This window comes from Achromobacter xylosoxidans, assembly GCF_002192695.1.
In the GTDB taxonomy this organism is placed as follows: domain Bacteria; phylum Pseudomonadota; class Gammaproteobacteria; order Burkholderiales; family Burkholderiaceae_B; genus Achromobacter; species Achromobacter xylosoxidans_C.
Window position 1 is genome coordinate 36,406 of the sequence record NZ_MTLG01000071.1, and the last position, 18,984, is coordinate 55,389.

At 64.5% G+C, this 18,984-nt stretch carries 17 protein-coding genes; 11 read left to right on the top strand and 6 right to left on the bottom strand.

Features of this window, described 5'->3' with window-relative positions:
- Nucleotides 1–380: 380 nt before the first annotated feature.
- The 6 genes from BRO63_RS12825 to map form a co-directional block, all read right to left on the bottom strand.
- On the bottom strand, nucleotides 381–902 hold the full coding sequence (locus tag BRO63_RS12825) for a YgjP-like metallopeptidase domain-containing protein (protein WP_088140243.1): 522 nt from the start codon (nucleotides 900–902) through the stop codon (nucleotides 381–383).
- A gap of 14 nt (nucleotides 903–916) precedes the next feature.
- On the bottom strand, nucleotides 917–1,396 hold the full coding sequence (locus BRO63_RS12830) for a nucleotidyltransferase family protein (protein WP_218824093.1): 480 nt from the start codon (nucleotides 1,394–1,396) through the stop codon (nucleotides 917–919).
- 110 nt (nucleotides 1,397–1,506) lie between these two features.
- On the bottom strand, nucleotides 1,507–1,992 hold the full coding sequence (locus BRO63_RS12835; RefSeq protein WP_088140166.1) for a disulfide bond formation protein B: 486 nt from the start codon (nucleotides 1,990–1,992) through the stop codon (nucleotides 1,507–1,509).
- A gap of 51 nt (nucleotides 1,993–2,043) precedes the next feature.
- Nucleotides 2,044–2,757: a MarC family protein gene (locus BRO63_RS12840; RefSeq protein ID WP_059380355.1), complete on the bottom strand. Its 714-nt coding sequence runs from the start codon at nucleotides 2,755–2,757 to the stop codon at nucleotides 2,044–2,046.
- Between the two features lie 75 nt (nucleotides 2,758–2,832).
- Entirely contained in the window at nucleotides 2,833–5,439 is a 2,607-nt protein-coding gene (locus tag BRO63_RS12845; protein ID WP_088140167.1) for a [protein-PII] uridylyltransferase, read from the bottom strand.
- 19 nt (nucleotides 5,440–5,458) lie between these two features.
- Nucleotides 5,459–6,280 (bottom strand): type I methionyl aminopeptidase, encoded by an 822-nt coding sequence (gene map / locus BRO63_RS12850; RefSeq protein ID WP_088140168.1) that lies wholly within the window; start codon nucleotides 6,278–6,280, stop codon nucleotides 5,459–5,461.
- An 848-nt stretch (nucleotides 6,281–7,128) separates the two neighbouring features.
- Here map and rpsB point away from each other — a divergent pair.
- The 11 genes from rpsB to lpxD all read left to right on the top strand — a co-directional run bounded on the left by rpsB (nucleotide 7,129) and on the right by lpxD (nucleotide 18,933).
- Nucleotides 7,129–7,878 (top strand): 30S ribosomal protein S2, encoded by a 750-nt coding sequence (gene rpsB, locus BRO63_RS12855; RefSeq protein WP_013393438.1) that lies wholly within the window; start codon nucleotides 7,129–7,131, stop codon nucleotides 7,876–7,878.
- Nucleotides 7,879–8,056: 178 nt separating this feature from the next.
- Entirely contained in the window at nucleotides 8,057–8,935 is an 879-nt protein-coding gene (gene tsf / locus BRO63_RS12860) for a translation elongation factor Ts (protein ID WP_088140169.1), read from the top strand.
- Between the two features lie 97 nt (nucleotides 8,936–9,032).
- Nucleotides 9,033–9,749: a UMP kinase gene (gene pyrH / locus BRO63_RS12865; protein WP_088140170.1), complete on the top strand. Its 717-nt coding sequence runs from the start codon at nucleotides 9,033–9,035 to the stop codon at nucleotides 9,747–9,749.
- 15 nt (nucleotides 9,750–9,764) lie between these two features.
- Nucleotides 9,765–10,325 carry a ribosome recycling factor gene (gene frr, locus BRO63_RS12870; RefSeq protein WP_013393441.1) on the top strand — a complete coding sequence of 187 codons (561 nt, stop codon included), beginning with the start codon at nucleotides 9,765–9,767 and terminating at the stop codon, nucleotides 10,323–10,325.
- A 179-nt stretch (nucleotides 10,326–10,504) separates the two neighbouring features.
- On the top strand, nucleotides 10,505–11,269 hold the full coding sequence (uppS, locus tag BRO63_RS12875) for a polyprenyl diphosphate synthase (protein WP_088140171.1): 765 nt from the start codon (nucleotides 10,505–10,507) through the stop codon (nucleotides 11,267–11,269).
- A gap of 48 nt (nucleotides 11,270–11,317) precedes the next feature.
- Nucleotides 11,318–12,175: a phosphatidate cytidylyltransferase gene (locus tag BRO63_RS12880; protein WP_088140172.1), complete on the top strand. Its 858-nt coding sequence runs from the start codon at nucleotides 11,318–11,320 to the stop codon at nucleotides 12,173–12,175.
- Nucleotides 12,172–13,371, top strand: coding sequence for a 1-deoxy-D-xylulose-5-phosphate reductoisomerase (locus BRO63_RS12885; protein ID WP_088140173.1), 1,200 nt, complete (start codon nucleotides 12,172–12,174; stop codon nucleotides 13,369–13,371). The genes BRO63_RS12880 and BRO63_RS12885 overlap by 4 nt, the downstream gene beginning before the upstream one ends.
- Nucleotides 13,372–13,429: 58 nt before the next feature.
- Complete coding sequence (rseP, locus tag BRO63_RS12890) at nucleotides 13,430–14,761, top strand: RIP metalloprotease RseP (RefSeq protein WP_088140174.1); 1,332 nt, start codon at nucleotides 13,430–13,432, stop codon at nucleotides 14,759–14,761.
- Between the two features lie 53 nt (nucleotides 14,762–14,814).
- Nucleotides 14,815–17,148, top strand: a complete 2,334-nt coding sequence (bamA, locus tag BRO63_RS12895; RefSeq protein WP_088140175.1) for an outer membrane protein assembly factor BamA — start codon at nucleotides 14,815–14,817, stop codon at nucleotides 17,146–17,148.
- 109 nt (nucleotides 17,149–17,257) lie between these two features.
- On the top strand, nucleotides 17,258–17,818 hold the full coding sequence (locus BRO63_RS12900; RefSeq protein ID WP_088140176.1) for an OmpH family outer membrane protein: 561 nt from the start codon (nucleotides 17,258–17,260) through the stop codon (nucleotides 17,816–17,818).
- Between the two features lie 17 nt (nucleotides 17,819–17,835).
- Complete coding sequence (gene lpxD / locus BRO63_RS12905; protein WP_088140177.1) at nucleotides 17,836–18,933, top strand: UDP-3-O-(3-hydroxymyristoyl)glucosamine N-acyltransferase; 1,098 nt, start codon at nucleotides 17,836–17,838, stop codon at nucleotides 18,931–18,933.
- The last annotated feature ends 51 nt before the right edge of the window (nucleotides 18,934–18,984 follow it).

Consider the following 18,984-nt stretch of genomic DNA (forward strand, 5'->3'; position numbering starts at 1 on the left):
ATGAATACCCCTCTCCACATTTATATTGCCGCTGCTTTCTTGAAGCACCATGCTCTCCTTGTTATATGAATGCGCTTGCAAGGAGCTGGAATTCTCGATCCCCTTACAAACGCCTGAGAGAGTCTAATAACGGCCACTTTCACTCGGCTTTCGGCTTTTAGAGAGAAATTTGAGATTTCATGCTCGCTAACCCTAGGGGTAGCAAAAAATTTTTCTGCCGGAATGTGGTATTCAGCTTTTATTAAGCAGAGAGAAAGGAAAGTTAAAGTAATCAGTCAGTATGGAGTCAGAATTCGTTCAGAAAATATTCAGAATATGGTGTCAGAAGAAGCCGCAAATTAATCTCTTCGCACGACCCGGGTGATATTCGGTGCGATTAACTATGCCTTTGAATCCCACAAGGGCTGGCGCGTCGCTTCCAGGTGCGTCAGATAAAGGCGCAGATCGAACTCATACTGGTGGTACTGCGGCTCCATGCGCAGGCACATGCTGTAGAAGGCTTTGTTGTGGTCTTTTTCCTTCAGGTGGGCCAGCTCATGCACCGTGATCATCTTCAGGAATTCCGCCGGCACGGTCTTGAACAGCGTCGCCACCCGGATTTCATGCTTGGCCTTGAGCTTGCCGCCCTGCACGCGCGAGATATAGGTGTGCTGGCCGAGCGCATGCTGGATCACGTGGATCTTGCTGTCGAAGGCGACTTTGTTGATCTGGTCGCCATTGCGCATATAGGCGTTCTTCAGGTCCGTCACATATTGGTAGAGCGCCCGGTCGGTACGCACGTCGTGAGGGCCCGCAGGATAGCGCGCCAGCAGCGCCGGGCCCAGCTTGTCTTGGTCGAGCAGCTTTTGGGCCTGGGCGAGCAGGGATTCCGGATATCCGGTCAGGTACTTCAAGGTGGACATGATCAAAAATGGAGTTACGGCATGACGGTCAGGCGCGGCCAGGTCTCGGCATGGCGTTTGGCGGCGAGCCGCGAAGCATAGGCTTCGGGGTCCGCGGCGGGACTGGGCCGCAATACCAGCGCGAACAGGTCGGTCAGGCCGTGCGGGGCGATGATCTGCACCTGGTCGTCGTGCGTCAGGCGCACGGCGATGCAGGTGGCGGTTTCAGGCCAGGCCGCGATGCCGGCCGCCAGCGATGATGCCGGGGGCGGAGCGACGCCCTCGCTGTTTCGGCGCCACAGGTGCACGCGGGCCTGGTTCACCACCTCCCAGGGCACCTCGGGCGCGGCGTCGCGCAGGCGGCGGGCGACTTCCTCTTCATGTGCGGTAGAGAGGTCGGTGGGGTCGTGGTAAACGAAGTCGACGTCGGTTGGGGCATGGCTGCCTGCCGGGTAGCCGTGCAGGTGATTCCAGACCAGGGCGCGGACCGCGCCGGCTCCTATGCAGCCATCCACGGGCCCGTGATCACGGGCGACGCGCAGCCAACGCATCAGCGGCGCGTGCCCCAGGACCAGCCGGCGCAGCGTGGCGGCGTGCCGATCCCCGGGCAGCGCCTGCACGGTGCTTACTGCGAACCGCCGCGCCGGAACACGACAGGCAGCGCCATGAAGAAAATGACGACGAAGAGCGTGAGGCTCCACAGGGCGTACTCGATGCCCAGCACCGGCACCTTGGCGTCCATGCAGGTCGCATAGATGCCGAACAGCCAAGGCACGGCGCTTTCCAGGCCGATGCCGGTCATGAAGCGGTCGGCGAAGGTCTGGTCGCAGGACAGCATGTTGGCGGCCACGCTGTACTGATACCACGCGGCCGCGATGCCGCTCAGGGACAGCAGCGCGGTGAGCGCGCCGCACAGGCGCGTCAGGGCGCGTCCGCCGCCGAATCCGCCGATCAGCGCGATGACGCCGATCACCAGGTAGATCAGGCGCTGCATGACGCACCAGGCGCAGGGCGGCATGTCGAAGACATGCTGGGAAACCAGGGCGAGGCCGACGGCGGCGAAGCAGAAGAGGGCGATCAGGCGGAGCAGGCGTTCTGAGCGAGAGGTCATTGTTGCTTTGCAAGGGTTGAAAAAAGGGCTGGACGCGGCGTCCGGCCAGGCTTAGGCCTTGGGAATCGGAATTGGTTGCATCACTTGCTGCAACACGCCCAGCAGCAGCTCGCGCGAGCCTTCCCAGAAGATCTGCACGCCCAGGCACAGCATGATGAAGGCCGATAGGCGCATGAACACCGCGGTGCCGTTGTCGCCCAGGCGGTGCAGCATCTGCGCGGCAAAGCGTAGGCAGATGTAGAGCGTCACCGACACGACGATGATGCCCGGGATGGATCCGCCCAGCCGCAGCAGGCTCAGCACGTGGTTCTGGTCGCGCAGCGACACCCCCACGGTGATGGCCGCGGCGATGGACCCGGGGCCGCAACTGATGGGGAAGGTCAGGGGATAGAACGCGCGGGCCTTGGCCATTTCCGGGGTGAAGGACTCGGCCATGCGCGCCACGCGTTCGGTGTCGGCGTCGGGCGAATTCACCAGCCGCCAGGCGCTGGCAATGACGAGCATGCCGCCGCCGACCCGCACGATGGATAGTGAAATGCCGAAGAAGCTGAGCAATACGTTGCCCGCGACCATGGCGACGATCAGCATCAGGCAGACATTGATGGCCACGCGCTTGGCCAGCACCATCCGGGTGGATGATGACGCGCCCTCGGTCAGCGACAGGAAGATCGGCGCGATCGCAGGCGGGTTCAGAAACGGCAATAGGGTGGCCAGCGCGAAAAAGAAGCTGGTACCGAAAACGCGCAGATAATCGTTTAGCTCCATGGGGAGGGCGTCGCCTGGCCGAAAACCGGGATTGTATGCGGTCCCGGCGGCGCTGGCGATGCCAGGCGCCCGGGCTCAGGCGGCGCGCTGCTGGGCTTCCTCGCCCGCGAGGGCGTCCAGGATGTCGCGCTCGAACTGCATCTGGCTGCGCGGGCGCGTCAGCGCCGAGCCATCGACGATGAACACGTCCTCGACCCGGTCCCCCAGCGTCATGATCTTGGCCATCAGCAGGTTCACCTCGTGGCGGGCGAAGACGCGCGCCAGGGCGTGCAGCAGGCCGGGGCGGTCGGTCGCGGTCACGGACAGGCGCCAGGAGGTGCTGCGCTCGTCGGGCTGCAGTTCGGCCTGCGGCATGACCGGGAACACCCGCGACACGCGCGACTGGCGGCCGCGGCCGTAGTAGCCGCCGCGGGCGGGCTGCTGCAAGGCGGCGGCGTGCGGGTCTTTCAGGCGTTCGGCCAGCTCGTGTTCGACCAGGGTGGCCTGGGCGCGCAGGTCGCTGGTGCCTTCCGGCAGCAGCACGATGAAGCTGTCCAGCGCCCAACCGTGGCGCGTGGTGTGGATGCGGGCATCCTGAATGGAAAGCGACTTGGCGTCGAAATAGCCGCAGATCGCCACGAACAGGTCGGGCGCATCGCGGGTGTAGACCATGATCTGCAGGCCTTCCCCGTGCTCGGTGGGGCGGGCCTTGACCACGGCCCGGGCCGGCTCCACCTGGTGGTAAAGGTGGCGCGTGTGCCAGGCGATGTCCGAGGCGTCGTGGCGCAGGAAGTACGCCACGTCGAGCTGGTTCCAGAAGGCTTCGCGGGCGTCGTCGCGCAGGCCCGCCAGGCGGGTCAGGCGGGCGGCCTCTTCCTTGCGTTCGGTCAGCACGGTGTGGGCGTCGGCATGGGCGCCGCCCAGGGCGGCCAGCGTCAGCTTGTACAGGTCTTCCAGCAACTTGCCCTTCCAGGCATTCCAGACCTTGGGGCTGGTGCCGCGGATATCGGCCACCGTCAGCAGGTACAGCGCGGTCAGGTGGCGCTCGTCCTTCACGGTGGCGGCGAAGTCCTGCACCACGGCGGGGTCGGACAGGTCGCGCTTCTGCGCCACGGCCGACATCAGCAGGTGCTGGCGCACCAGGAATTCGACCAGTTGGGTGTCCTCGGGCTCCATGCCATGGTCTTGCGCGAACTTGCGCACTTCGCGCGCGCCCAGTTCGGAATGGTCGCCGCCGCGGCCCTTGGCGATGTCGTGGAACAGCGCCGCCACATACAGCAGCCAGTGCCGGTCCAGGCCGGCGATCAGCTGGCTGGCCAGCGGATACTCCTGGGCATGTTCGGGCATGGTGAAGCGGCGCAGGTTGCGCACCACCGCCAGCGTGTGCTGGTCGACCGTGTAGGCATGGAACAGGTCGTGCTGCATCTGGCCCACGATACGGCGGAACACCGGCAGATAGCGCGGCAGGATGTTCAGCATGGTCATGCGCCGCAGCTCGTGCACGATGCCGCGCGGTTGCTGCAGGATCTGCAGGAACAGCTTGCGGTTGACCGGGTTGCGGCGGAACTGCGCGTCGATGCGGTGGCGCGAATGCCAGATGGCGCGCAGCGTCCGCGCCGACATGCCGGTCAATTCCGGATGCTGCTGCATCACCAGGAAGGCGCGCAGCAGCAAGGTGGGATTGCGCTCGAAGCCGTCGTCGCGAATGATGTCCAGGCGGTCGCGCAGGTTGCGGAAGTCGTCGTCGATGTCGCGCGCGTCGCTGTCCGGGCGCGGGAACAGGCGCTCCTCGATGTTCTGCACCAGGATGCCGTTGAGCTGCGTCACCAGCCGCGCCGCCCAGTAGTAGCGCTGCATCAGCAGCTCGCTGCCGCGGCGGGTGGCGGTGGCGTGGATGCCGTAGACCTCGGCCAGGGCCGGCTGCAGGTCGAATAGCACGCGATCCTCGCGCCGGTTCGCCAGCAGGTGCAATTCGATGCGCAGCCGCTTGAAGGCTTGTTCCGCTTTACGCAGGTCACGCGCCTCGGACGAGGTCAGCAGGCCGGCCTGCGCCACGGATCGCCAGCTGTCGCCAAAGCCTGCCGCGCGGGCCATCCACAGGATGACCTGCAGGTCGCGCAGCCCGCCGGGCGACTCCTTGCAGTTCGGCTCCAGCGCGTAGGGCGTGTCGTGGTAGCGCGCGTGGCGCTGCTGCATTTCGACGCGCTTGGCGCGGAAGAAGGCGCGCGGGTCCAGCCGGGATTTGGTCGCGGCTTCGAATTTCTTCATCAGCGCGCGGCTGCCGGCCAGCCAGCGTGACTCCAGCAAGGCCGTTTCCACCGTGATGTCGGCGTCCGCTTCGCGTTCGCAGTCCTCGATGGTGCGCACGCTGTGGCCGGGCTCCAGGCCCAGGTCCCACAGCGAGGCGACCAGCTTCTCGATGGCCGACTCGTCCTCGGGCGTGGGGACGTGCGGCAGCAGGATCAGCAGATCGACATCGGAATGCGGGTAGAGTTCGCCGCGGCCATAGCCGCCCACGGCCGCCAGCGTGGCGCCGGCGGGCAGGGGGCAATGCTTGACCAGGTCGCGCAGCGCGGCGTCGACGATGCGGCGCAGCTCGGACAGCAGGGTGTCCGGCCGCAGGTGCGCGCGGAACTGCGCCACCGCGGTTCGCCGGGCTTCCTGGATGCGTTCGCGCAGGGCGCTGAGGGTTTCGGCGGTCATGGTGGCGGCAGGCTGTGTTTCAGACGGCGGGGATGACCAGGGGCTCGGTGATGAAGGCCGGCGGCTGGGGCATGCCAGGCGACAGGGTCAGGACTTCGTAACCGGTTTCGGTGACGCAGACAGCATGCTCCCATTGGGCCGACAGGCTGTGGTCGCGGGTGACGACCGTCCAGCCATCGGACAGCTGGCGGATCTCGCGGCGTCCGGCGTTGATCATGGGCTCGATGGTAAACAGCATGCCGGTCGTCAGGGGCACGCCCGTGCCGGGCTTGCCGTAGTGCAGCACCTGCGGGTCTTCATGGAAGCGCTGGCCGATGCCGTGGCCGCAGAATTCGCGCACCACCGAAAAGCCATTGGCTTCGGCGTGCTTCTGGATCGCGTTGCCGATGTCGCCCAATGTGGCCCCGTTTTTCACCTGCTGGATGCCTTTCCACATGCATTCGAAGGTGATCTCGGTCAGGCGGCGCGACAATATGGACTGATCGCCCACCGGGTACATGCGGCTGGTGTCGCCGAACCAGCCGTCCTTGATGATGGTGACGTCGATATTCAGCGAGTCGCCGTTCTTCAGCACCTTGTCGCCCGGGATGCCGTGGCAGACCTGGTGGTTGACCGAAGTACAGATGGCGCCGGGAAAGGGCGGGTAGCCCGGAGGGGCATAGCCCACGGTGGCGGATTTCACGCCCAGCTGGTCGGTCAGGTATTCCAGGCAGAGACGGTCCAGCTCCCCGGTGGTGACCCCAGGCTTGACGTAGGGGGTGATGAAATCGAGGACTTTGGCCGCGTCCTGGCAGGCGGCGCGCATCTTGGCCAGGTCGGCTTGATTGGTGATAGTGCCCATGGAGTCGCTTGGCGATATCTCGCTTGAATGTCTGCTTGAAAGGATAGTAGAATTATAGGCTTCCCTAAAATTTTGGGGAGCAATCGGGTTACGGCAAAGGCTGGCCCGGCGGGTGTTGGCAGCGGCATTAGGCGTTGCGCCACGCAAACCCGGCAGTTTTACTGGCAGCGGATCCTTTCATAGTGATCGGCGGCGCGCCCTGAAGTTTCACCGCAAGCGAAGGTTGTGGAGCGAAATCGGGTGGGTCGCGGGTTCCATGGACGGGCGCGCAGGCAGGAAACCAGTCGGGCTAACGTGGGCGGCGGTTGATCCAAAGCGGGCGCAAGCTGGGACGCGGCGTGCTTGTAAGCCCGGTCATGTTTTAGAGCGGCGATGCAGGCTCAGGGTCTGGACTCGGTGTGGATGTCGGCTTAAGTTCTTGAAAACGTTCGCGTTTTCTTAAGAAATGCCCCGATGGTCTGATGCGCGGTCGAACTGAAGCCAGGGCGTAAAACCCCACGCTTGAGCGCGAAGAGCTGGATTTTCCAGAGCTGGATTTCGCCGCCAACAAAACAGGTCCGGGTGCGCTTTCGGGAAACCGCCGGAAACTTCCAGGAAATTCCTGGTGGGTCTGGACAAGCGCCTGCAAGCGTGCGGTGCAAGGCTTTTGGTCGTGGCGGCCGTCTGGGTTTATCGCGGCAGCGTAGTAGAAGACGCCCTAGGCGTCGTAGTTATTGCGGCAGTGATCGGTCGGCCCGGTTAAAATTTTGTCATCCCGCATTTGCGGGAAATCGCGCGCAACACCACCCAGGGTGTCAGCCAGAGGCTGATGCAGGTGCGGCGCAAGAAATCAACCCTTGGAGAAAGTTATGTCTTTGATGCGCGAAATGCTGGAAGCGGGTGTCCACTTCGGTCACCAGACCCGCTATTGGAACCCCAAGATGGCCCCCTATATCTTCGGCCATCGCAACAAGATTCACATCATCAACCTCGAAAAGACGGTTGATAAGTACCAGGAAGCCACCAAGTTCGTGAAGCAGCTGGCTGCTCGCGGCGGCAACATCCTGTTCGTCGGCACCAAGCGCGCTGCTCGCGAGCTGGTCGCCACCGAAGCCGCCCGTTGCGGCATGCCCTTCGTCGACGCCCGCTGGCTCGGCGGCATGCTGACCAACTTCAAGACGGTCAAGACCTCGGTCAAGCGCCTGAAGGACATGGAAGTCGTGGTCGCCGAAGGCGGCGCCGAGCGCATGATCAAGAAGGAAGGCCTGCTGTTCCAACGCGAACTGGACAAGCTGAACAAGTCGATCGGCGGCATCAAGGACATGAACGGTCTGCCTGACGCCATTTTCGTGATCGACGTCGGCTACCACAAGATCGCCATCGCCGAAGCCAAGACCCTGGGCATCCCCGTGGTCGCCGTGGTTGACACCAACCACTCGCCCGACGGCATCGACTACGTCATCCCCGGCAACGACGACTCGGCCAAGGCCATCGCGCTGTACGCCAAGGGCATCGCCGACGCCGTGCTGGAAGGCCGCGAGCAGAACCTGAACGGTCTGGTCGAAGAGCTGGGCGAAGGCCAGGAAGAGTTCGTCGAAGTGCAGGACAACCAGGCCTAAGCCTGTTGTCATGTCCGGCGGTTAGCGTCTGGGAGCGGTGCCGAAAGCGGTCCGCTCCCGCCTCGCCGGCAATGCGAAGGTGGGCTCCCATCTTCCTGATCCGCTAGTCGCGGATGTCCCATCGAATCAAACCACTGTCCCGGTGCGCCGGGGCATGTTCTAGCAAATTGGAGCAAACATGGCTGAAATTACCGCTGCCCTGGTCAAGGAACTGCGCGAAAAGACCGACGCGCCCATGATGGAGTGCAAGAAGGCCTTGACGGAAGCCGAGGGCGACCTGGCCCGCGCCGAGGAAATCCTGCGCGTCAAGCTGGGCAACAAGGCCAGCAAGGCTGCCGCCCGCGTCACCGCTGAAGGCCTGATCGGTCTGTTCATCTCCGCCGACGCCAAGAAGGGCGCCGTCATCGAAATCAACTGCGAAACCGACTTCGTCGCCAAGAACGACGACTTCGTCGGCTTCGTGAACAAGCTGGCCGAGCTGGTCGCCACGCAGAACCCCGCCACGGTGGAAGCCCTGTCGGCGCTGCCCTACGGCGACGGCACGGTCGAAAGCACCCGCACCGCCCTGATCGGCAAGATCGGCGAAAACATCTCGATCCGCCGCTTCGAGCGCATCGAGACCCCGAACGCGCTGGCCAGCTACGTGCACGGCGGCAAGATCGGCGTGCTGGTCGAGTACACCGGCGCGGAAGAAGTGGGCAAGGACCTGGCGATGCACATTGCCGCCACCAAGCCCAAGGCGCTGAACGCCGACGGCGTGAACCCCGCCGACATCGCCGCCGAGCGCTCGGTTGCCGAGCAGAAGGCCGCCGAATCGGGCAAGCCGGCTGAAATCGTCGCCAAGATGGTCGAAGGTTCGGTTGCGAAGTTCCTGAAGGAAGTCACCCTGCTGTCGCAACCGTTCGTCAAGAGCGACAAGCACAGCGTTGAGCAGATGCTCAAGGAAAAGGGCGCTTCGATCAGCAAGTTCGTGCTGTTCGTTGTCGGCGAAGGTATCGAGAAGAAGACCAGCGATTTCGCCGCTGAGGTCGCCGCTGCCGCCGCTGGCCGCGCCTGACCCAGGGTAGTGCTTAAGGGCCGGCGCTAGATTAAATTCTAGTCCGGCCTATTTCTTGTCTTACACTTTCGTCGGATTGTTCCTCGGGATATCACCTATGAGCAGCAGAGCATACAAACGGGTTCTTCTCAAACTTTCCGGCGAGGCGCTGATGGGCGACGATGCATTCGGCATCAACCGCTCCACCATCGTCCGCATGACCGATGAGGTCGCCGAGGTCGCCGCCACGGGCGTCGAACTGGCCATCGTCATCGGCGGGGGTAATATTTTCCGTGGCGTCGCCCCGGGTGCGCAGGGCATGGACCGCGCGACCGCCGACTACATGGGCATGATGGCCACCATCATGAACGCGCTTGCGCTGCAAGACGCGCTCAAGCACAAGGGTATCGACACCCGCGTGCAGTCGGCCTTGAACATCGATCAGGTCGTCGAACCGTACATCCGCCCGAAGGCGCTGCGCTACCTCGAAGAGGGCAAGGTCGTCATTTTCGCGGCAGGTACCGGCAACCCCTTCTTCACCACGGACACGGCTGCCGCGTTGCGCGGCGCCGAGATCGGGGCGGAGATCGTGCTGAAGGCCACCAAGGTCGACGGCATCTACAGCGCGGATCCCAACAAGGATCCCACCGCCACGCGTTACTCGCGCATCAGCTTCGACGAAGCGATCGTACGCCGGCTGGAAGTCATGGACGCCACCGCCTTCGCGCTGTGCCGTGACCAGAAGCTGCCGATCAAAGTGTTTTCGATCAATAAGTCCGGCGCCCTCAAGCGGGTCGTCAGCGGCGAAGACGAAGGCACCTTGGTACACGTCTAAAGAAAAGGAAATTTCATGAGCGTCGCAGAAATCCGCAAATCCGCCGAAGCCAGGATGGCCAAGTCGCTTGACACGCTCAAGACCAACCTGGCCAAGATCCGCACGGGCCGCGCCCACACCGGCATCCTGGACCACGTGCAGGTCGAGTACTACGGCTCGCCCGTGCCGATCAGCCAGGTCGGCAACGTAAACCTCGTGGACGCCCGCACCATCAGCGTGCAGCCCTACGAGAAGAGCATGGCCGCCGCGATTGAAAAGGCGATCCGCGAGTCGGACCTGGGCCTGAACCCCATGTCGATGGGCGACACCATCCGCGTGCCGATGCCCGCGCTGACCGAAGAACGCCGCCGCGACCTGACCAAGGTGGTTCGCAGCGAAGGCGAAGATGCCAAGGTGGCCGTGCGCAACCTGCGCCGCGAAGCCAACGAAGCGTTGAAGAAGCTGGTCAAGGACAAGGAAATCTCCGAGGACGACGAACGCCGTTCGCAGGATGACGTCCAGAAGCTGACCGACCGCAGCGTGGCCGAGATCGACAAGATGGTCACGCAGAAAGAAGCGGAAATCATGACCGTATAATTCCTGGATGCCGTCAGGGTGATAGGCTAGGCCGTATCGCCCTGACGACCAGGATTTCCTGCCTGAGCGCCGTCCTGTCCATTGTTCCGCAGCATTGCTGCGCAGCGGTGGAGCGACGGCGCAGGCTTTTCTCCCTGTATTTCCGTTTTCGCCGTTTCACCGCGCGCAGCTCCAGACCAATGGCAACCAGTTCGACCCAGGCGGTTCCCGCTACCCGCGACATTCCCGAGCACGTGGCCATCATCATGGATGGCAATGGCCGGTGGGCGACGAGGCGGCTGCTGCCGCGCACCGCAGGCCACGCCAAGGGCGTGCAGGCGGTGCGCCGCGTGGTCGAGGCTTGCGGCCGAGCCGGCGTGCGCTATCTGACCCTGTTCGCCTTCAGTTCCGAGAACTGGCGCCGTCCCGCCGAGGAAGTGTCGCTGCTCATGCGCCTGTTCGTGCAGGCGCTGGAGCGCGAAATCGGCAAGCTGGACGAGCAGGGCGTGCGCTTGCACGTCATCGGCGATCTGTCGGCCTTCGAGCCCCGCCTGCAAGAACTCATTTTTGCCGCGCAGGAGCGCACCGCGCACAACGACCGCCTGCACCTCACGGTTGCCGCCAACTATGGCGGACGCTGGGACATCCTGCAGGCCACCCGCGCCATGCTGGCGGCCGAACCCGGGCTGGCCGCCCAGCCCCAATTGGTGGACGAGGAGCGCCTGTCCCGGCACCTGTCCATGGCCTGGGCGCCCGAGCCCGACCTGTTCATCCGCACTGGCGGCGAACAGCGCATTTCCAATTTCCTGATCTGGCAGATGGCGTACGCGGAGTTCTACTTCACGGATCGCTACTGGCCGGATTTCGGCGCCGCCGAACTTGCGGCCGCCTTTGACTGGTACCGCACGCGCGAACGCCGCTTCGGCCGCACCAGCGCGCAAATCAGCGAAGACGGCGCGAAATAAACGGACGACCAGCGCGTCTTTCCAGGCTGTACACGAGGAGACCGTCATATGTTGGGCCAGCGTATCGTTACCGCAGTCGTTCTGTTGGCCGTTCTGGCTGCCGCGATGATCAGCTCGAACCCCTGGTGGTTCGTTGCCTTGCTCGCCCTGGCTGCGGCCTGCGCCAACTGGGAGTGGCTGCGCCTGACGCTGCCGCAACCGCCTTCCCCCTTGATCGCCGTGGGCGTCGCCGTGCTGCTGCTTGCGGGCATGCTGGCCTTGGCTTCGGCCTGGTTGTCGGGCGCCGGCACGGGAATCGCCGATCCCGCCTGGGTGCTGCGCTACCTGGTGCCGGCAGTGGCCGCGGTGTGGTTGTTCGGTGGCTTGGCGGCGGTGGTGCGCGGCCGTTCCGATGCGCCTCCCGCCAGCCTGGGCTGGTCGGTTTTCTCCGTGCCCGCCGCGTTTGCCGCCTGGGCCGTGCTGGCCCAGATGTTCGTGGCGCACGGCGCCGGTTTCGTGGTGTCGCTGCTGGCGCTGGTCTGGGTCGCCGATATCGCCGCATATTTTGCCGGCAGGGCGTTCGGCAAGCGTAAACTGGCTCCGCGGGTCAGCCCGGGCAAGACGATGGCCGGCGCGGTCGCCGGCGTCCTGGGCGCGGTCATCTGGATCGGCCTTTCCAGTTTGTGGGAGGGCACTTACGGCCACGCGCTGGTCGAGCGCTGGAGCTTGTGGCTGGCCCTGCCCATCGCCGCGCTGCTGGGCGTGGTGTCGATCGTCGGAGACCTGTTCGAATCGCTGCTCAAGCGGCGCGCCGGCCGCAAGGATTCCAGCACGCTGCTGCCGGGCCATGGCGGGGTCTATGACCGCATCGACGCCATTCTCCCGGTCGCACCGTTTGCGCTACTTTTGTCTGGAGTGTTGTTTTGACGGCTTTTCAACGCGTCGTCGTGCTGGGATCTACCGGTTCGATCGGTGAAAGCACGCTGGATGTGATCGCCCGCCACCCCGAGCGCCTGGCGGTTTATGCCTTGTCGGCGTACAGCCGGATGGCGCGCCTGGCGCAACAGGCGCAGGCGAGCCGTGCGGCCGTCGTGGTGGTGCCCGATGTGGCGGCCCGAGAAAAATTCATTGCCGCCTGGGCAGGCGGCCAGCCCATGCCGGAGATTCGGGTCGGCGCGCAAGCGCTGGCCGATACCGCGGCTGATCCCCAGTGCGACTCGGTCATGGCCGCCATCGTGGGCGCTGCCGGTCTGCCGGCCGCCCTGGCGGCAGCCCGCAGCGGCAAGCGCGTGCTGCTCGCCAACAAGGAAGCGCTGGTCGCGGCCGGCTCGCTCTTCATGCAGGCCATACGCGACAACGGCGCTGAACTGCTGCCTATCGACAGCGAACATAACGCCATCTTCCAGTGCTTGCCCCATGGCGGGCGCGCGGTCGCGCCGGATAGCCCCGCGCCCGGCGTGCGCCGCCTGCTGCTGACCGCTTCCGGCGGCCCGTTCCGCGGACGCGACCTGGAAGACCTGCACGACGTGACGCCGGCCCAGGCCTGCGCCCACCCCAACTGGAGCATGGGCCGCAAGATATCGGTCGATTCCGCCACCATGCTCAACAAGGGGCTCGAAGTGATCGAGGCGCATTGGCTGTTCGCCATGCCCGCCGACCGCATCGAGGTGGTGGTGCATCCGCAGAGCGTGGTGCATTCCATGGTGGAGTACGACGACGGCTCCGTGCTGGCGCAGCTCGGCCAGCCCGACATGCGCACGCCCATCGCCTACGGCCTGGGCTTTCCCGAGCGCCTGGACAGCGGCGTCGGTCCGCTGGATCTGACGCGCCTGGGCCGGCTGGACTTCGAGAAGCCCGATCTGGCCCGTTTTCCGTGCCTGGCCCTGTCGTTCGCGGCGCTGCGCGCCGGGCAGGGGGCCTGCGTGACGCTGAATGCCGCCAACGAGATCGCGGTAGAGGCTTTCCTGGGCGGCCGGCTGGCCTACACCTGGATTCCGCGGGTTATCGAGGCGACCCTGGAGTGGCAGGCGCGACAAGCATCTGTTACGCTCAATAGTCTTGACGACGTGCTCGCGCTAGACTCGGACGCGCGCGTTTTCGCCGGCAACCTGGGCCTGGCCTGACGTGGGCGCCATCGCCATCGTCCGCCGGCCTCTGATTTTCTAGAATTCTCCGACCCCGATGCTTTTCACCCTGCTGGCCTTTGCGGTTGCGCTTGGCACCCTGATCATCTTCCATGAACTGGGGCACTATTGGGTGGCCCGCCTGTGCGGCGTGAAGGTGCTGCGCTTTTCGGTGGGGTTCGGCAAGGTCATCCTGCGCCGCACCGACCGCCACGGCACGGAATGGGCGGTCTCGGCCCTGCCGCTGGGCGGCTACGTCAAAATGCAGGACGATCCGCCCGCCGGCGCGAGCCCGGCGGAAGTCGCCGGCGCCTTCAACAGCAAGCCCGTGGGCCAGCGCATCGCCATCGTTGCGGCCGGCCCCATCTTCAACCTGATACTCGCGGTCTTCCTGTACGCCGGCCTGAACATGGCCGGCACCGAGGAGCCCGTGGCCGTCATCGCGCAGCCCGCGGCCGACACGCCCGCCGCGCGCGCCGGCCTGCTCTCGGGCGACCACATCCTGGCCATCGATGGCGAAGAAGTCGCCTCCTGGTCCGACGCGCGCTGGCGCCTGATGGACGTCATGGCGACCGGCGGCAGCGCCCGCATCGAGGTCAAGACTCCCGCAGGGGCCGTCCAGCAGCGTGAACTGGTCCTGCCGTCCAACACCATGGATCCCGCCGGCGGCGACCCGCTGGCCGCGGCCGGCGTACGCCTGGCCCAGCCCAAGCCTGCCGTGCGGGTCGTCAACGACGGCGGCGCAGGGCAGGCGGCCGGGCTGCGCACGGGCGACCTGGTCCTGGCCGTGGACGGCGTGCCCACGCCGGACACCGGCGCCCTGGTGCGGCAGATCCAGGAAAGCGCCGGCAAGACCCTGGCGCTTACGCTGGCGCGCGACGGCGCCAATATTTCCCTGAACGTCACGCCGCGCGCCGAGACCGTCAACGGCCAGGTGATCGGCCGCCTTGGAGTCCAGCTGGGCGGCGACATTCCCATGGTCACCGTGCGCTATGGCGTGTTCGAAAGCTTGTGGAAGGGCGCCGTGCGCACCTGGGATACCGCCTGGTTCTCGCTGCGCATGATGGGCCGCATGGTGACCGGCGACGTTTCCTGGCGCAATGTCAGCGGTCCCGTAACCATCGCGGATTACGCCGGCCAGACCGCTAGAATCGGAATTGTTGCGTATATCGCGTATATCGCCTTGATCAGCATCAGCCTGGGCGTACTAAATTTGCTGCCTATTCCCATGCTGGACGGTGGCCATCTGCTGTACTATCTCGTCGAAATTGTGCGGGGTAGCCCGCCGCCAGCAAGGTGGATCGATATCGGACAGCGCGCCGGCATAGGTTTATTGGCAAGCCTGATGGGGCTTGCGCTATTCAATGATTTCACGCGTTTGTTCACTTGAACGCGATTTAGCATAAAATCCACCGCCATTTGCACGACCGAGGATACTCAAGGATGTCTTTTCGCCGGATGTTTCATCACAAAAAGGGTGTACTGCCGGGTTTGATCGCCGCACTGCTGGTTCCGGCCATCGCCCACGCCTTCGACCCTTTTGTCGTGCGGGATATCCGCGTAGAGGGTATTCAGCGAACTGACGCCGGCACCGTCTTCGGCTATCTCCCCGTCAAGGTGGGCGAGAAGTTCACCGAGGAAGAAGCGACCGAAGCCATTCGCCGCTTGTACGGCACCGGCTTTTTCACCGACGTACAGATCCAGACGGACAACAACGTCGTCGTGGTGGTCGTGCAGGAACGCCCCACGATCGCGTCGGTGAACTTCAACGGCATGCGCGAGTTCGACTCCAAGGCCATCACCACGTCGCTGGCGCAGGTGGGCTTTGCCGAAGGCCGCATCTTCGACCGCTCCATGCTCGAGCGCGCCGAATACGAACTGAAGCAGCAGTACCTGTCCAAGGGCAAGTACGGCATCGAAGTGACTTCCACCGTGACCCCGCTGCCGCGCAACCGCGTGGGCGTGAGCTTCGACGTGTTCGAAGGCTCGGTCGCGCGCATCCAGGAAATCCGCTTCGTGGGCAACAAGGCTTTCTCGGAAAGCGATCTGCTTGACGAATTCAAGCTGACCACGCCGGGCTGGCTGACCTGGTACACCGATACCGACAAGTACTCGCGCGAAAAGCTCGAAGGCGACCTGGAGCGCCTGCGCTCGTTCTACCTGGACCGCGGCTACCTCGAGTTCTCGGTCGAGCCGCCCCAGGTCACGATTTCGCCGGACCGCAAGGACATCCGCATCACGATTACCGTGCACGAAGGTGAGCCCTACAAGGTGCGCAGCGTGAAGCTGGCCGGCAATCTGCTGGGCCTGGACAAGGAAATCGGCGCGTTGCTGGAGATCAAGCCGGAAGAGACGTTCTCGGCCGCCAAGGCCAACGGCTCGGCCAAGGCCATCACCGACTACCTGGGCGAACTGGGCTACGCGTTCGCCAACGTCAACCCCAACCCGCAGCTGGACCGCGCCAAGCATGAGGCCGACCTGACGTTCTACGTCGACCCCAGCCGCCGCGTGTACGTGCGCCGCATCCAGATCGGCGGCAATACCCGCACGCGCGACGAGGTCGTGCGCCGCGAAATGCGCCAGCAGGAAGCGGCCTGGTACGACGCCAAGGACATCAAGACCTCGCGCGACCGCGTCGACCGCCTGGGTTATTTCAGCGACGTCAACGTCAAGACCGATCCGGTTCCGGGCTCTCCCGACCAGGTCGACGTCAACGTGGACGTCAAGGAAAAGCCCACCGGCATGATCAACCTGGGCGTGGGTTACGGTTCGTCCGAAAAGGCCATTCTGTCGGCCGGCATCAGCGAAGACAACGTCTTCGGCAGCGGCACCAACCTGACCCTGCAGCTGAACACCAGCAAGACCAACCGCGCCGTGGTGCTGTCGCACACCGATCCGTACTGGACCAAGGACGGCATCAGCCGCACCACGTCCGCCTACTATCGCGTGACCGAACCCTGGAACAACAACGACGGCGACTACCGCGTCAAGGCCATGGGCCTGGGCATGAACTTCGGCGTGCCTATCTCCGAGTACGACCGGATCATGCTGGGCGCGAACTTCGAGCGCAACCAGATCGATCTGTTCAGCAACTCGCCGGCTGCCTACGAGAAGTTCGTCAGGGACTACGGCGATGCGACCAACTCGGTGATCTTCACCACTGGCTGGACCAAGGACACGCGCGACAGCGCCCTGGCTCCCACCAAGGGCGGGTACACCCGCCTGAAGGCGGACCTGTCGACCATCGACCTGCAGTACACGATGCTGACGGCCCAGCAACAGTACTTCGTGCCGCTGGGCGGCTCCTACACCCTGGCCTTGAACGGCATGGTGGATTGGGGCCAGAGCTACGGCGGCAAGGACTACCCGGTCATCAAGAACGTCTACGCCGGCGGTATCGGCACGGTACGCGGCTACGAGGGCTCATCCTTGGGCCCGCGCGACTCGAAGACGGGCGACTACCTGGGCGGCACGCGGCGCATCGTGGCCAACGCGCAGCTCTACCTGCCGTTCCCGGGGGCTTCGAAGGACCGTACCCTGCGTTGGTTCATTTTCTCGGACGCGGGCCAGGTTTCGGCGGGCAGCGGCCTGAGCTGCACCAACGGCAAGCCCGGCAGCGAGGTCGAGGATCCTTGCGGTTGGAGGTTCTCGGCCGGTATCGGCCTGTCGTGGCAGTCGCCGATGGGACCGCTGCAGCTGTCCTATGCCCGACCGCTCAATTCGAAGCCGGGCGACGACAAGCAAAGCTTCCAGTTCCAGATCGGGACCGGTTTCTAAGCACGCCGTTACGCTTGAAAACAAGGGAGAGGGGCACACGGCCGGCTCCCTTGCTGTTTAGTGGCACAATACACACTTTGGCTTTGCCTTACTGGAAGGTGAGATTTTCATGATGTCTGATTCCGCACTTAAAACCTCGAATTCGCTGCGCGCGAAGCGCCGCGGCAAACTGGGCGGCTCCATTGCCCTGGTAGGTGCGCTCATACTCGGTTCGGCTGCCGCGATTCCCGCGCAGGCTCAAGGCACGAAGATCGGTTTCGTCAATACCGAGCGGATCCTGCGCGAGTCGAGCCCGGCCAAGGCGGCACAGAGCAAGATCGAAGCCGAATTCAAGAAGCGCGACGATGAACTCCAGCGCCTGAACAACAGCCTGCGTTCGCAAGCCGAGAAGTTCGACAAGGACGCGCCCGTCCTGTCGGAGTCGGATCGCGTCAAGCGCCAGCGCGAACTGTCCAACCTGGATACCGACCTGCAGCGCAAGCGCCGCGAGTTCCAGGAAGACTTCAACCGCCGCCGCAACGAAGAGTTTTCGGGCATCGTGACGAAGGCCAATGATGCCATCAAGCGTATCGCCGAACAGGAAAACTACGACCTGATCATTCAGGACGCCGTGACGGTCAACCCGCGCATCGACATCACCGACAAGGTGATCCAGAGCCTGGGCAAGTAAGCAGCACCCGTCACGCCATGCCGGTTTTACTGGATCTTGCCCGCGCGCCAACGCTGGAAACACTGTTGAGCGCCGCCAACACCCAGGGAATGGACTGGCGTATCAGCGCGGTTCCCGGCGCGGACCCCATGCGGGTCTGCGGCATTGGAACCCTGTCATCGGCGGGTCGGCAGGAAATCGCTTTCCTGGCCAACCCCCGCTACCAGAGCCAGCTAGGCGCCACTCAGGCAGGGGCGGTCATCGTCTCGCCCGACGTGGCCCAGGCTCTGGAAACGGAAGGCAATGCCCGGCCGCCGTTCGCGCTGGTCGTCTGTCAGCATCCCTATCTGCTTTATGCCCGCGTGGCGCAATGGTTCGACGCCGCCAGGCGTCCCGCGCTGCCCGCGTCCACGCATCCTTCCGCGGTAGTCGCCGCTGACGCCATCATCGAAGAGGGCGTGCGTATCGGCCCGAATTGCGTCGTCGAATCCGGCGCCCGCATCGGCCGCGATACGGTGCTCGGACCCGGCTGCGTCGTAGGCGCAGGCTCGTCCGTCGGGCCCGGCAGCCGCTTGTACGCCCACGTCACCCTGTATGACGGGGTCAAGATCGGTGCGCGCGCGATCATCCATAGCGGCGCCGTGCTGGGCGCGGATGGTTTCGGCTTCGCGCCCGATCCCACGCTGGGCAAGGGCGCCTGGGGCAAGATTCCCCAGCTCGGCGGCGTGACTGTCGGTGACGACGTCGAAATCGGCGCCAACACCACCGTCGACCGCGGCGCGCTGGAAGACACCGTTCTGGCCGACGGCGTGAAGCTGGACAACCAGATCATGGTCGCGCACAACTGCCGCATCGGCGCGCATACCGCGATTGCGGCCTGCGTCGGCGTGGCCGGCTCGACCACCATCGGCGAGCGCTGCACCATAGGCGGTGCGGCCATGCTGTCCGGCCACCTCACGCTGGGCGACGATGTGCATGTTTCCGGCGGCACCGCGGTGACCTCCAGCATTTCGAAGCCTGGCCGCTATACCGGGGTCTTCCCGTATGCGGAGCATGGCGAATGGCAGCGCAACGCCGCCGTGATACAACAGTTGGCGCAATTGCGCCGGCGCGTGCGGACGCTGGAAAAAGACTAGGACGGCGCACTGCCGCCCCTGGCGCGTCCGCGCCGCACAATTACTTTACTT